The sequence below is a fragment of the Roseovarius sp. 10 genome, from assembly GCF_033100315.1.
In the GTDB taxonomy this organism is placed as follows: Bacteria; Pseudomonadota; Alphaproteobacteria; order Rhodobacterales; family Rhodobacteraceae; genus M30B80.
The window spans coordinates 212,389-224,606 of sequence record NZ_JAWLVH010000002.1; the positions used below are offsets into that span (position 1 = coordinate 212,389).

The following is a 12,218-nucleotide window of genomic DNA, read 5'->3' on the forward strand; positions in this document are numbered from 1 at the left end:
ACTGCCCCCTTACATCACCGCGCCAACTTGCCATGGCACGAATTCAAAATCGCCCAAGCCCTGCGCTTCGGATTTCGATTTTTCGCCCGAAGCCATGCGCAACCATGCTTCGTAAATCTCGCGGCCAACCTCCTCAACCGAAGCACCTTCGGTCAAGATGCGGCCTGCATTCACATCCATATCTTCGATCAAGCGATTATACATTTCGGTATTGGTCGCCACTTTGAGCGTGGGCGATGGTTTAGATCCAAAGGCAGAGCCACGCCCAGTCGTAAAGACGACCAAATTACAGCCACTGGCGATTTGACCTGTGACGCTTGCAGGGTCATAGCCGGGGCTGTCCATGAAGGTGAAGCCTTTGGCGGTGACAGGCTCAGCATATTTATAAACCCCTGTCAGCGGTGTGGTGCCCCCCTTGGCCGCAGCACCCAAGGATTTCTCAAGAATAGTGGTCAAACCGCCCTTCTTATTGCCAGGGGAAGGGTTGTTATCCATCGAGCCACCATTGCGCGATGTATAGCCTTCCCACCATTTGATCAGCTCAATCAGCTTATCGCCCACCGCGCGATCCGCCGCGCGGGCCGTCAAAAGATGCTCTGCCCCGTAAATCTCGGGCGTTTCGGCCAAGACACCCGTGCCGCCCTGTGCAACCAAAAGATCACAGGCATAGCCAACCGCAGGGTTCGCCGTAATCCCCGACCACGCGTCAGACCCCCCACATTGCAGCGCCACCATCAATTCGGATGCGGGGCATTTCTCGCGCTTCACATCATTGACCACGGGCAGCATGGCGTTGATCTTTTCAATTCCCCAGTCCACCGTGCGGCGCAAACCGCCAATGTCTTGGATATTCATCGTCTGGAACAACGGGCCGGGCTTTAATCCATAGGCCTCGATCAACCAGTCGATCTGCATCATCTCGCAGCCCAAGCCCGCCATCAGAACGCCGCCCACATTGGGGTTGCGCGCATAGCCCCATAGCGTGCGCTGGAGCAGTTCAAACCCCGTGCCATCGCCCCCCATGGCGCAACCTGTGCCATGCACAAAGGCCACAACGCCATCCACATTTGGATAATCGGCCAGACGCTCGGGCGTGAAATGTTCGGCAATCAACCTTGCCGCTGTGGCCGAGCAATTCACACTGGTCAGAACCGCGATGTAATTGCGCGTTCCAACCCGCCCTGTCGCGCGGCGATAACCCATGAAGTAATCGGTTTCTGTGGCAGGAGGCACGGGGTGCAGGTTGGTGGCAAACTCATAATCGGTATCCACATTTCGGAATTCCAGATTATGGGTATGCACATGCGCACCCTGCGCAATATCTTCGGCGGCATAGCCAATGATCTGCGCATATTTGCGCACGGGTGCCCCTTTGGCAATGTCAGCGGTCGCGATCTTATGGCCGCGCGGGATCAGTTCGCGCGCGCCCTCCTCGCCAACCTCCAAGGCCTGCAAGGCCGTAACTACATTATCCGCTTGAGAGAGACGCACCGTTTTCATGGATGAATGACCTAACCTACCAAATGGCCGTTTGACGACAGAGCGCGCGCAAGGTGTGTGACCCTCGCGCGCGCCCCAATGATGTTTGACCTGTCCCCTGAGATCAGAGGAACAATGTCACAATGGGTGGCCAAATCAGCAGAACGCTGAGGGCCAGAAGCTGAAGCGCGATAAAGGGCAAGAAACCACGGAAAATCGCTGTCAGCGTGATATGGGGTGGCGCCACCGACTTGAGGTAGAAGGCCGCAGGGCCAAAGGGTGGCGACAGGAAACTGACCTGCATGTTCATACAGAACACCACGCCGAACCAAATGGCGACCTGACGCGGATCAAGTTCACCGAAGATGCCAATCTCCTCAACAGGCAGACGCAACACAATCGGCAAGAAGACAGGCATCACCAAAAGCACGATACCAATCCAATCCATGAACATGCCCATGATGAGGAAGATCAACATCATCATCAGGATCACGCCCATCGTGGGCAGATCAGAGGCCACAATCAGGTTCGCCACATAGGTGGGGCCACCCGCCAATGTGTAGGCCGCCGCAAGCGAGGCTGCACCAATCGTCACCCAGATAATGGTGCCCGTGGATTTCAGCGTGCGCATGAGGCTGTCCCAGACGATGTCAAAGGTCATCTCACGGCGGATCAGGCCGATGACAAACACCGCAACAACGCCCATGCCAGCCGCTTCGGTGATCCCTGTAATCCCCATGTAAATCGAGCCAAGAACAACCCCGATCACAACAGTCGGTGCAATCAGACCTTTGCCCATTTCCCACCCTTCGGCGGTGCGCTCTTTGCCAACGATGAAATAGACAGTCACAGCCGCGATGGCGAAAGCCCCGATGATATAAGGAATATCAGACACCATCCCCAATGGGATCGGATCGACACCTTCGGTGACCACGTTTTCGCCCGTTACAGTGAAGAACAAGGCGCGCAGCAACAAAACACCTGTGATCCACATGGTGAACTTACCTAAGAAGCCAAGGAACCGCAGCAGCTTCTCGCTGCCTTCTGGCATACTTGGTTCGGCCTCAGGCAAAGGCGCAAGGCTTGGGTTTAGGTTGGTGCGCACCAAAATGTAGACGATAAAGAAGGTCGCCAACATAAAGCCCGGCAAGAAGGACGCCGTGAACAGCGCTTTGATCGAGGTTTCGGTGACAAGGCCGTAGAAGATCAAAACGATGGACGGGGGGATCATGGTGCCAAGCGAACCAGACGCGCAAATCGTGCCGATGGCGAGGTTCTGGTTATACCCCAAGCGCAGCATCTGAGGCAGGGCGATCAGGCCCAAGAGAACAACCTCACCACCGATGATCCCCGACATGGCCGCCATGATCACCGCCATAATGGCTGTCACCACAGCAATGCCGCCGCGGGTGCGGCTGAGCCAGACATTGAGCGAAGAATACATGTCGCGCGCAATGCCGCAGCGCTCAAGCAGCGCCGCCATAAAGATAAAGAGCGGCACAGATATGAGAACGTAATTGGTCATTTGTCGGTAGACCGCTTGGGCAACAACCGACAAAGGCCCGCGTCCAAAATCTTTGAACAACAGTTCAGGCCCAAACTTCATGACCAAGACCACGATTGCCAAGAAGGCCGAGGCAAAGCCCAATGGCATACCAATCGCCAAAAGGGCGAAGATGCCAAGCAGCAAGACAAGGCTGATCGTAGCGAGGCTATCGACCTTGAGCCAAGCAAAGAGTTCCAAAAATTCCATCTTTATTGCTCCAAGGTCTTGCGGATGTTTTCGATTTCGATCTCATCGATATCGTCATGCGCCAGATGTTCAGGGGCTTTGTGCCAATCAGAAATCAGGTTTGAGACAGCCTGCACGGCCACCAAAGCAATGATGAAGAGAATGGCAGGTTTAACAACACCCGGAATGGGTGGATCCCACGCCGTGCCGAATGTCTCCATCCGCATCATGCGCGTCACCGCGTCCGTGTATCCGCCCCAGATCATTGCAACGGCGAACAAAACGATCAGAACGGTTGAAAAAACATCCGCAGATTTCTGTGCCCAACGGGGCATCATATCATAAATCACATAGATACGAATGTGGCTGCGCTGCTGCATGGCGTATTGGCCCGCAAACAGGAACACGAAGGCCGCAAGCCAGAGAGACAGCTCATTGGCCCAAAGCGTAGGCTGGCCAAATACGTAACGTGCGACAACCTCGTAAAACATCACAAGAACGATCAACGCGGTCATCATCATCGCCATACGCGATGTCACAAGCGACAACACATCAAAAAAACCATTCGGCTGGGATTCAATCGCGCCTTTGGTGTCAGACAGGTAGAGTGATGCACAAACAAATGTGCCTAAGATGGCCAACAGCATAACCGCTACAAGCGGACGCCCCGCAGGGCGGATCATCTCATGCATCCCAATGGGATCTTCGAAGGCAAGCTGACCGAAAACCATATAGGCGTAAATCAAGGCCGTAATCACCCCAAAACCAATCGCAGCACTGCGTATCGGTTTTCTCAGCGATCCCAACCAAAGGCTGTCTTGAGCCATTGCCTTCCTCCCCCTTGAGGTAAAAAATTTGAAAAGAAGGGTAAGCCCCCGCCATTCGGGGGCTTACATAACTGGTTGGTTTCAGACGCACTTACGCGCCTGAAACCTTTTGGGTCAGATTAGTCGATCAGACCAAGCTCAGTCATGTAGGCAACATGGCTTTCAACCAGTGCTGCAGCTTCTGGGGAACGTGTCGCCCAGTCAGCCCATGCTTCCTGAGCGGCCGCACGGAAGGTCGCGCGATCTTCGGCCGACCAGTTATAAAGCGTCACGCCTTGCGCAGTCAGCTCGGCTGCAGCGGCCGCGTTAGCGCGGTCGTTGTAGAGAGCGATCTGGAAGGACAGCTTCTGCCATGCAGTCTCGATGATACGGCGCTGCTGTTCTGTCAGACCGTTCCAGACATCAAGGTTACAGGCCAAGTGGTCAGATGGCATCGAGTGGAAGCCAGGATAGGTTGCATGGCTTACGATGTCGTAAAGACCAAGACCCACGTTGTTGGCCAGACCAGATGCGTCCGCACCATCAATGATGCCTGTCTCAAGCGCGGTAAAGATTTCGGTGAAATCCATCACGATTGGGGTTGCGCCGAGCTTTTCGAAAATCTCGGTTTCCATGCCTGGAGGGGAACGGAACTTCCAGCCAACCAGATCTTCAAACCCTGCCAATGGGCGCGATGAAGACATGGATTCTTGGCCGTAGATCGACCAACCAATCAGCTGCATGTTATATTCGTTGTAAAGCTCCTGCGCCGCCTCATAGCCGCCACCGTAGTAGAGCCATGAATACTGCTGCCATGCGGTTTCATAGCCGCCCATGATGTCGCCAACGAACTGGAACGCTGGGTTCTTACCTGTCTGGTAAGCACCGCCTGTCGCGTCACAATCTAGGATGCCGTTGATTGCAGCGTCAAAGGTTTCAACCGAGCCAACAACCGAAGACGAATAGAACATTTCGATGGTGATGTCGCCGCCAGACATGGTCTGAACATCATCCACCCACTGGGCCAGACGCTGGCCTGTTGGGTGCTCAGTCGCGTAATGCGTTTGAATGCGCAAAGTGACAGGTTCTGCGATTGCAGCACCTGCGAGCAAAGCGGTTGCCGCCGCTGTCGTGAACAAAGTGTTGAGTTTCATCTCTTCCTCCCTTGATGGGGCCATTTCGACCACCATTTTTCACCAGTTGCGCCAAATTCAGGTGCACAACTACGATGGTATACCATCTGAGAGTCAACGCTAGCCAAACCCGTATCGACAATCAACAGGTTTTGGTATACCAAAATCCAAGAAGTCGGTTTTTCTGAGTATATTCGTTCACGCGTGCCTTCTTTAATCATGATTTCACTGCATAAAATGAGGGACAAGACCAGTGCATGATGATGCGACATTAGCGGAACAAGTCGCCCAACAATTGCGGCGCAGTATCTTGCGCGGCGATTTGCTACCGGGTGAAGCGGTCAAAGAACGCGATACGGCTGCCGCTATGGGCGTGAGTCGCACCCCGATGCGCGAAGCGATCCGAATCTTGTCAAAAGAAGGCTTGCTTGTGCTGCGCCCGTCTCGCAGCCCGATTGTTGCGGAACTGGATTTCAAATCCGTCTCCGATCAGGCCGAAGTGCTCATCGCGCTAGAGAAACTATCCGCAGAATTGGCGTGCAAAAATGCCACCGAAGAGGATCTCGCCCATCTGCAAGAAATCGTGGATTACATGGCCGCGCATTTCTATGAAAGTGATCCGCTTGACATGTTCGAGATTGATATGTCTTTTCATACCTCGATCGCACGCGCCTCGCACAACCAAGCCTTGGAAGAAACCCATCGCGCCTATCTGCAGCGTCTGTGGCATGCCCGTTATTTGGCCGCGCGCCAGCGCCGCAATCGCGAACGTATGGTGACCCAACATACCGCAATCCTCGCCGCGATGCGCGCACGCAATGTGCAAGCGGCCCGTGATGCAATTGACGCGCATCTTTGGCAGTTGGCCGAAGACATTCGTCAGCAAATTACAATGCAATCCGCCCAAATGGGCGAGGAGCCAACACTGTCTCAAAAAGTAGGAGAATAAGAGATGAAGTTATTGCGCTACGGCCCCGCTGGTCAGGAAAAGCCCGCTATTTTGGATGCTGATGGCCAAGTGCGCGACCTGTCGGGCCATGTCGCCGATTTCGCAGGCGCAGCCGTGTCACTTGAGGCTTTGGACGCAATCCGCAAAATCGACATCTCAACGCTACCCGTTGTTGCCAATCCTGGTCGGATTGGGGCCTGCCTTGCCTCTGTGCCGAATTTCTATTGCATTGGCTTAAACTACGCCAAACACGCCGCCGAGACGGGCGCAGAGCCCCCAAAAGAGCCCATCATTTTCTCCAAAGCGACCTCATCCTTGTCTGGCCCGTTTGACCCTGTGGTCATTCCGCGTAATTCGGTCAAGGCCGATTGGGAGGTCGAGCTTGGCGTGGTGATCGGCCGCGAGGCGCTTTATGTCAGCGAGGCAGACGCGCTCTCCTATGTGGCGGGCTATTGCACAATCAACGATGTCTCAGAGCGCGAGTTCCAAATCGAAAAGGGCGGTCAGTGGATCAAAGGCAAATCTGCCCCAACCTTTGGCCCTACAGGCCCCTATCTGGTCACCGCAGATGAGGTTGGCGATCCGCAAAAACTGGGGCTCACCTTGTCGCTGAATGGCGAAGTTGTGCAGGATTCAAACACCGATGATATGATTTTTGGTGTCGCAAAAATCATCTCCTACATGAGCCAATTCATGAAACTGGTTCCGGGCGATATCATCGCGACAGGCACACCTTCGGGCGTAGGTATGGGGATGAAGCCGCAGCGATTCCTCAAGCCAGGTGATGTGATGGAGATCGAAGTGAAGGGGCTCGGCGCACAAAAACAAACAGCCGAAGCTGCAAGCTAAGGCCATCTAAGTTTCCCAAGGCGGGGTTCGCCCGCCTTGGTTTTTTATGTTTGGCCAGAGTTTGACCCCATGTCGCGCACGCCCAACCTTAACGGCTTTCTGTATTTCGAAACCGTGGCACGGCGGGGCACAATCAGCCGCGCCGCCGAAGAGATGTCAGTGTCGCCCTCGGCGGTCAGCCAACAAATCAAACTTCTTGAACAAAATCTGGGCGTAAAGCTGTTCCGCCGTCAGGGGCGTATGTTGAGCCTGACGCTGGAAGGCGAGCAACTGTTTCAATCGGCCTCCGTGGCGCTTCGCATGCTGCGCGACACAAGCCGTCATTTCAAACGCGGGCGCGAAACCTATCAGTTGAATATGCGCGTAACCCCTAGTTTTGGGGTGCGGTGGTTGGGGCCCCGCCTCTCTGATTTCATCGCGCGCCATCCTGATTGGGATCTTCACATTGATGCGGCCCCCGACCCCACCGATTTTGACCGCGAGATGATGGAACTGGATCTACGCTATGGCACGGGGAATTGGCCAGGCTATCACAGCGAAGCGGTGTTTGACGATTGCGTGGTTCCCCTGTGCAGCCCCGACTACCTAAAAGAGCTCCCACAAAGCGGCGATGCCGCCGCCACCCTTGCCGCAGCACGTCTCATTGGCACGCCACGGGCCCTGTGCCAGTGGGACTATTGGCTGAACCACAATGCCATCACCCTGCCCGAACGGCATATGCCGATTTTGATGGATCGCTCCTCTATGGCTCTGCAACTGGCCGTTGATGGGGTGGGCGTGGTGCTCGATAGCATGTCCTTAGCTATGCCCGAAATCGCCGAGGGGCGGCTTGTGCCAGTTCTGCCGCAAATTCCCGTTTTGCGCTTTACATCCTATTGGGCGATCTGCCCGAGCCGCTATATCAAGCGGCGCGCCGTGCAAGAATTTCTTGCATGGTTAAAATCGCAGACCAAGGATTTCGAAACTGAAATCACCGCTGCCTGCGCCCGCCACGGTTTGCGTCAAACCCGTATAGAATTCGACCTCGAGCGGGCGGCAGAGCAGCATTAGGTTTAGTGGATCAACGATCCGCCGTTCACATCGACCTCAGAGCCCGTGACATAGGCCGAAAGATCAGATGCCAAGAACAACGCGCAACCTGCCACATCCGAGGCTTCGCCCGCCCGCCCCATCGGGATGCCCGCAAGGATCTGCACCTTCATCTCAGGGGTCAGCTTGCCCGCCGTAATGTCGGTGGCGATAAATCCTGGGCAAATCGCATTGGCACGGATGCCATCAGGCGCCAATTCCCGTGCCATTGCCTTGGTCAGGCCCAAAACACCCGCCTTAGCCGCCGAATAATGCGGCCCGCCAAAAATACCGCCGCCCCGCTGCGCCGATACCGATGACATATTCACAAGCTTGCCACTTTGGCGCTCCCGCATATGCGGGATGACAGCTTGGCTCATATTCAGCGTGCCAAGCAGGTTCACATCCAACACGGCATCATAGTTTTCATGGCGAATTTCCATGATCTTCAATGGCTGTGTAATGCCCGCATTATTGACCAATATATCAATCTGGCCATAGGCCTCGAGGATCACAGCGACCGCGCGGTCGCAATCCTCTTTGCGCGTCACATCGCAGGCGAGCCCGATATGGCCCGCACCCAAATCAGCGGCGGCTTCTTCGGCTTGGCCCTCGTCCAAATCCAAGATTGCCACTTTTGCGCCATGCTCCACGAAAAGCTTTGCCGTGGCCTTGCCCAATCCGCGCGGGCTTGCAGCCCCTGTGATGATGGCAATCTGTCCGTCCAGTAAACCCATTCTCGCTTCTCCTTTGACCGCGCCGCGCGGCGCGTGGTTATTGGTCGACCCAACGGCGCAGTTGCTCTGCAATCCGTTCAACTGTGATCCCGTATTGGTCATGCAGGCTTGGCAATGCGCCTGCGTCCAGAAATTCATCTGGCAAGCCAATTTGGCGCAATGGCACGAAGACATCATGCGTCATCAGCGTCTTGGCGACCGCATCACCAAGCCCGCCTGTGATGGAATGATTTTCTGCAACCACCACAAGGCGCCCGTTTTTTTGTGCCTCGGCAAGAATTGTGTCTTGATCCAAGGGTTTGATGGTTGGGCTGTGCAACACCGCAACGCCGATGCCATCTTGCGCGAGAACCTGCGCCGCATCCAAAGCGCGCATGGTCATGATCCCTGAAGAAATGATCAAAACATCCGCACCCTCGCGCAGCAACTTCGCGCGACCAAGCTCAAAACTATAATCATAGGCGCCTAACACATTGGCCACTTGTCCGCGCAAAAGACGCATATAGGCAGGGCCGTTATAGTCTGTGATGGCGCGCGTGGCCTGTGCCACATCCACAGCATCGCAAGGGTCAATCACCACCATATTGGGCATCGCCCGCATGATCGCCATGTCTTCGGTCGCTTGATGGCTTGGGCCATAGCCCGTGGTCAGACCCGGCAGCGCGCAGACGGTTTTGACGGGCAGGTTTTCCTCTGCAATCGCCATGGCTATAAAGTCATAGGCGCGCCGCGCGGCAAAAACCGCGTAGGTGGTTGCAAAGGGCGTAAACCCTTCGCGGGCAAGCCCTGCTGCGGCCGACATCAAAAGCCCTTCGGCCATACCCATCTGATAAAACCGCTCAGGATAGGCCTGCGCAAAAATATGCAGATCGGTGTATTTCGACAAATCGGCAGACAACCCCACAATATCCGCACGGGTCTTGGCCAAGTCCACCAATGCATGACCAAATGGCGCCGCAATTGTTTCGCGACCTTCGGCATCGAGAGAGGCGATCATAGCAGATGTGCGCACTGCATCTGCGCCACTTGCGCGGCTGCGGGGGGTATATTTCGACTTTCTGCGGGAATGGGGAGGGATGCTCATAGCGGCTTTTTCTCCTCATGCTCAGCCAAGGCCTTGGCCCATTCATCGGCTTCAACACGGATAAAATGCGTTTTCTCACGGGTCTCAAGGAAGCTGATCCCATGACACATTTTGGTATTGCAAATAATAACACGAGGGCATGGATTGGGATGGGTCTTGGCCGCATCAAAGGCCGCAACCACCGCTGCCAAATCATTGCCATCCACCTCTTGGGCGAACCAGCCAAAGGCCTCCCATTTCGGCGCTTCGGCCCCTTGGGCCAAGGCCGCACGACTTGGCCCATCGGCCTGTTGATTGTTGAAGTCAACAATCGCAATCAGGTTGTCCAATTTCCATTGGGTGGCAGACATCACAGCCTCCCAAGTCGAGCCTTCGCCAAGTTCGCCATCTGACAACAGATTATAGACAAAGGCAGGGTTGTTCTTGCGTTTCAGACCCAAGGCTGCGCCCACCGCAATGCCCAACCCATGACCAAGCGATCCGCCTGTGATCTCCATTCCAGGCGTATAGGCGGCCATGCCCGACATCGGCAGGCGGCTATCATCCATGCCATAGGTGGCGATTTCATCCTCGGGCAAAATCCCAGCTTCAATCAGCGCCGCATAGAGCGCGATCGCATAGTGACCTATGGAGAGATAAAACCTATCGCGCCCCTCCCATTCTGGATCATCGGCGCGCAAACGCATCGCATGAAAATAGGACACGGCCAAAACATCAGCGACACCAAGCGCCTGCCCGATATAGCCTTGTCCCTGCACCTCACCCATCAACAGCGCGTTGCGCCGAATGGCCCAAGCCCGTTGCGCCAGCGACATATTTGCTCCGCTCTGGCTCACAACACCCCTCCCTGCATGCTCTGCGATTTCTCCGTGATATCCGCGCAGAAGATGCGGCAGCGACAGAGCGAAAAACAAGACCAGATAAATGAATTATCTTTAAGCCCTGCTTTAAGATAATGCTCAAAAAAATGATGGTTATTGTCGCAGCCGTCCCGTTATCAAAGATAGGGCTTGTGCCGCAACCAATAGGGAAAAAGATCATGAACCTGTCACGACTGCTTGCCGAATATAACGCCGCCAAGGGGCCTGTGCGTGTTGGTTTGATTGGGGCGGGAAAATTTGGCTCAATGATCCTCGCGCAGGCAAAGCACATCAAGGGCTATCACATTGTGGGTGTCGCGGATCTTGATATCAGCAAGGCCAAAGCCTCCTTTGCGCGCGTTCATTGGGCTGCCGAGGCCTATGACGCCCCGACCCTCTCTGACGCGTATAAGACCGGCAAAACTTGCATTACCGATGATGCGCAGGCGCTGATGGAATTTGATGGCATCGACTGCGTGATTGAGGCCACAGGGCATCCGATTGCAGGCATCCGCCATGCGCTTGCCGCCATTGAGGCGGGCAAACATGTGATCATGGTTAATGTTGAGGCCGATGTTTTATGCGGGGCCTATCTGGCCGCGCGCGCCCGTGAAAAAGGTGTGGTCTATTCCATGGCCTATGGCGATCAGCCCGCCGCCATTTGCGAACTTGTCGATTGGGTGCAGGCGAGCGGCTTTGAATTGGTCGCCGCAGGAAAGGGCATGAATTTCTGCCCGCATTACCGCTATTCGACCCCAGACACAGTCTGGGGCTTTTTCGGGTGGAGCGATGAAGAAGTCGCTGCAGGTGATTTCAATCCAAAAATGTATAACAGTTTCACCGATGGCACGAAGGCCGCGATTGAAATGGCCGCGGTCGCCAATGCCACAGGGCTTGACTGTCCAGAGGATGGCTTGGCCTTCCACCCTGCGGGCCTGCATGATCTGGCACGCGTATTCAAACCCCAATCCGAAGGCGGACAATTGGCCCGTGCAGGTTTGGTCGATATCGCAGCAAGCCGCGAGCCCGATGGGCGGGTGGTGATGAACAATATTCAATACGGAATGTTTGTCACCTTTCGGGCGCCCGATGAATATACGCGCGCCTGCTTTCAACAATATGGGCTCTTGACCGATGACAGCGGGTGGTATGGGTCGATGTGGCGGCCGTTCCATTTGATCGGCCTTGAAACATCGGTTTCCGTGTTGAATGCGGTTTTGCGAGGCGAGGCCACAGGCAGTTCAACGCTTTACCGCGCCGATGCAGTCGCAACCGCCAAAGGGGATTTCAAAGCAGGCGACTATTTGGACGGCGAAGGCGGGTTCAAAGTGTGGGCCAAGGCAATCCCTGCCACGCGCGCGGCCAAGGTCAATGCGTTGCCAATCGGGCTTGCACATCACATCAAACTCAAGCGCGACATCGCCCGCGACCAGATCGTGACCCTAGACGATGTCGAAATCAAAGACGATCTCGATATATTTGAGATGCGCCGTGCCTTGCGCGAAATGGCCAATGGCTAGG

General features: G+C 55.3%; 11 protein-coding genes. 4 read left to right on the forward strand and 7 right to left on the reverse strand.

Annotated elements, in window-relative coordinates; all coding sequences use genetic code 11:
* Positions 1–9 precede the first annotated feature (9 nt).
* The 4 genes from RYZ18_RS08290 to RYZ18_RS08305 all read right to left on the reverse strand — a co-directional run bounded on the left by RYZ18_RS08290 (position 10) and on the right by RYZ18_RS08305 (position 5,171).
* The gene (locus RYZ18_RS08290; protein WP_317656137.1) at positions 10–1,500 is read right to left on the reverse strand and encodes an altronate dehydratase family protein; all 1,491 of its coding nucleotides are present in this window, start codon (positions 1,498–1,500) and stop codon (positions 10–12) included.
* 103 nt (positions 1,501–1,603) lie between these two features.
* On the reverse strand, positions 1,604–3,232 hold the full coding sequence (locus RYZ18_RS08295; RefSeq protein WP_317656138.1) for a TRAP transporter large permease subunit: 1,629 nt from the start codon (positions 3,230–3,232) through the stop codon (positions 1,604–1,606).
* 2 nt (positions 3,233–3,234) lie between these two features.
* On the reverse strand, positions 3,235–4,038 hold the full coding sequence (locus RYZ18_RS08300; protein WP_317656139.1) for a TRAP transporter small permease subunit: 804 nt from the start codon (positions 4,036–4,038) through the stop codon (positions 3,235–3,237).
* A gap of 119 nt (positions 4,039–4,157) precedes the next feature.
* Complete coding sequence (locus tag RYZ18_RS08305; RefSeq protein ID WP_317656140.1) at positions 4,158–5,171, reverse strand: TRAP transporter substrate-binding protein; 1,014 nt, start codon at positions 5,169–5,171, stop codon at positions 4,158–4,160.
* Between the two features lie 232 nt (positions 5,172–5,403).
* On the opposite strand from RYZ18_RS08305, the gene RYZ18_RS08310 reads away from it, so the two are divergent.
* The 3 genes from RYZ18_RS08310 to RYZ18_RS08320 all read left to right on the forward strand — a co-directional run bounded on the left by RYZ18_RS08310 (position 5,404) and on the right by RYZ18_RS08320 (position 7,998).
* Entirely contained in the window at positions 5,404–6,099 is a 696-nt protein-coding gene (locus tag RYZ18_RS08310; protein ID WP_317656142.1) for a GntR family transcriptional regulator, read from the forward strand.
* 3 nt (positions 6,100–6,102) lie between these two features.
* Positions 6,103–6,948: a fumarylacetoacetate hydrolase family protein gene (locus tag RYZ18_RS08315; protein ID WP_317656143.1), complete on the forward strand. Its 846-nt coding sequence runs from the start codon at positions 6,103–6,105 to the stop codon at positions 6,946–6,948.
* A 69-nt stretch (positions 6,949–7,017) separates the two neighbouring features.
* Positions 7,018–7,998 carry a LysR substrate-binding domain-containing protein gene (locus RYZ18_RS08320; protein ID WP_317656144.1) on the forward strand — a complete coding sequence of 327 codons (981 nt, stop codon included), beginning with the start codon at positions 7,018–7,020 and terminating at the stop codon, positions 7,996–7,998.
* Positions 7,999–8,000: 2 nt separating this feature from the next.
* Here the strand turns inward: RYZ18_RS08320 and RYZ18_RS08325 are convergent, their stop codons facing one another.
* Genes RYZ18_RS08325 through RYZ18_RS08335 form a run of 3 tightly spaced genes read right to left on the reverse strand, consistent with a single transcriptional unit; the run spans position 8,001 to position 10,652 of the window.
* The gene (locus tag RYZ18_RS08325) at positions 8,001–8,753 is read right to left on the reverse strand and encodes an SDR family NAD(P)-dependent oxidoreductase (RefSeq protein ID WP_317656145.1); all 753 of its coding nucleotides are present in this window, start codon (positions 8,751–8,753) and stop codon (positions 8,001–8,003) included.
* 37 nt (positions 8,754–8,790) lie between these two features.
* Positions 8,791–9,837, reverse strand: coding sequence for a transketolase family protein (locus RYZ18_RS08330; RefSeq protein WP_317656146.1), 1,047 nt, complete (start codon positions 9,835–9,837; stop codon positions 8,791–8,793).
* Positions 9,834–10,652 (reverse strand): transketolase, encoded by an 819-nt coding sequence (locus RYZ18_RS08335; protein WP_317656691.1) that lies wholly within the window; start codon positions 10,650–10,652, stop codon positions 9,834–9,836. Before RYZ18_RS08335 ends, RYZ18_RS08330 begins: the two co-directional genes overlap by 4 nt.
* A gap of 224 nt (positions 10,653–10,876) precedes the next feature.
* Here RYZ18_RS08335 and RYZ18_RS08340 point away from each other — a divergent pair, with 224 nt between their 5' ends.
* Positions 10,877–12,217: an NAD(P)H-dependent oxidoreductase gene (locus RYZ18_RS08340; RefSeq protein ID WP_317656148.1), complete on the forward strand. Its 1,341-nt coding sequence runs from the start codon at positions 10,877–10,879 to the stop codon at positions 12,215–12,217.
* The last annotated feature ends 1 nt before the right edge of the window (position 12,218 follow it).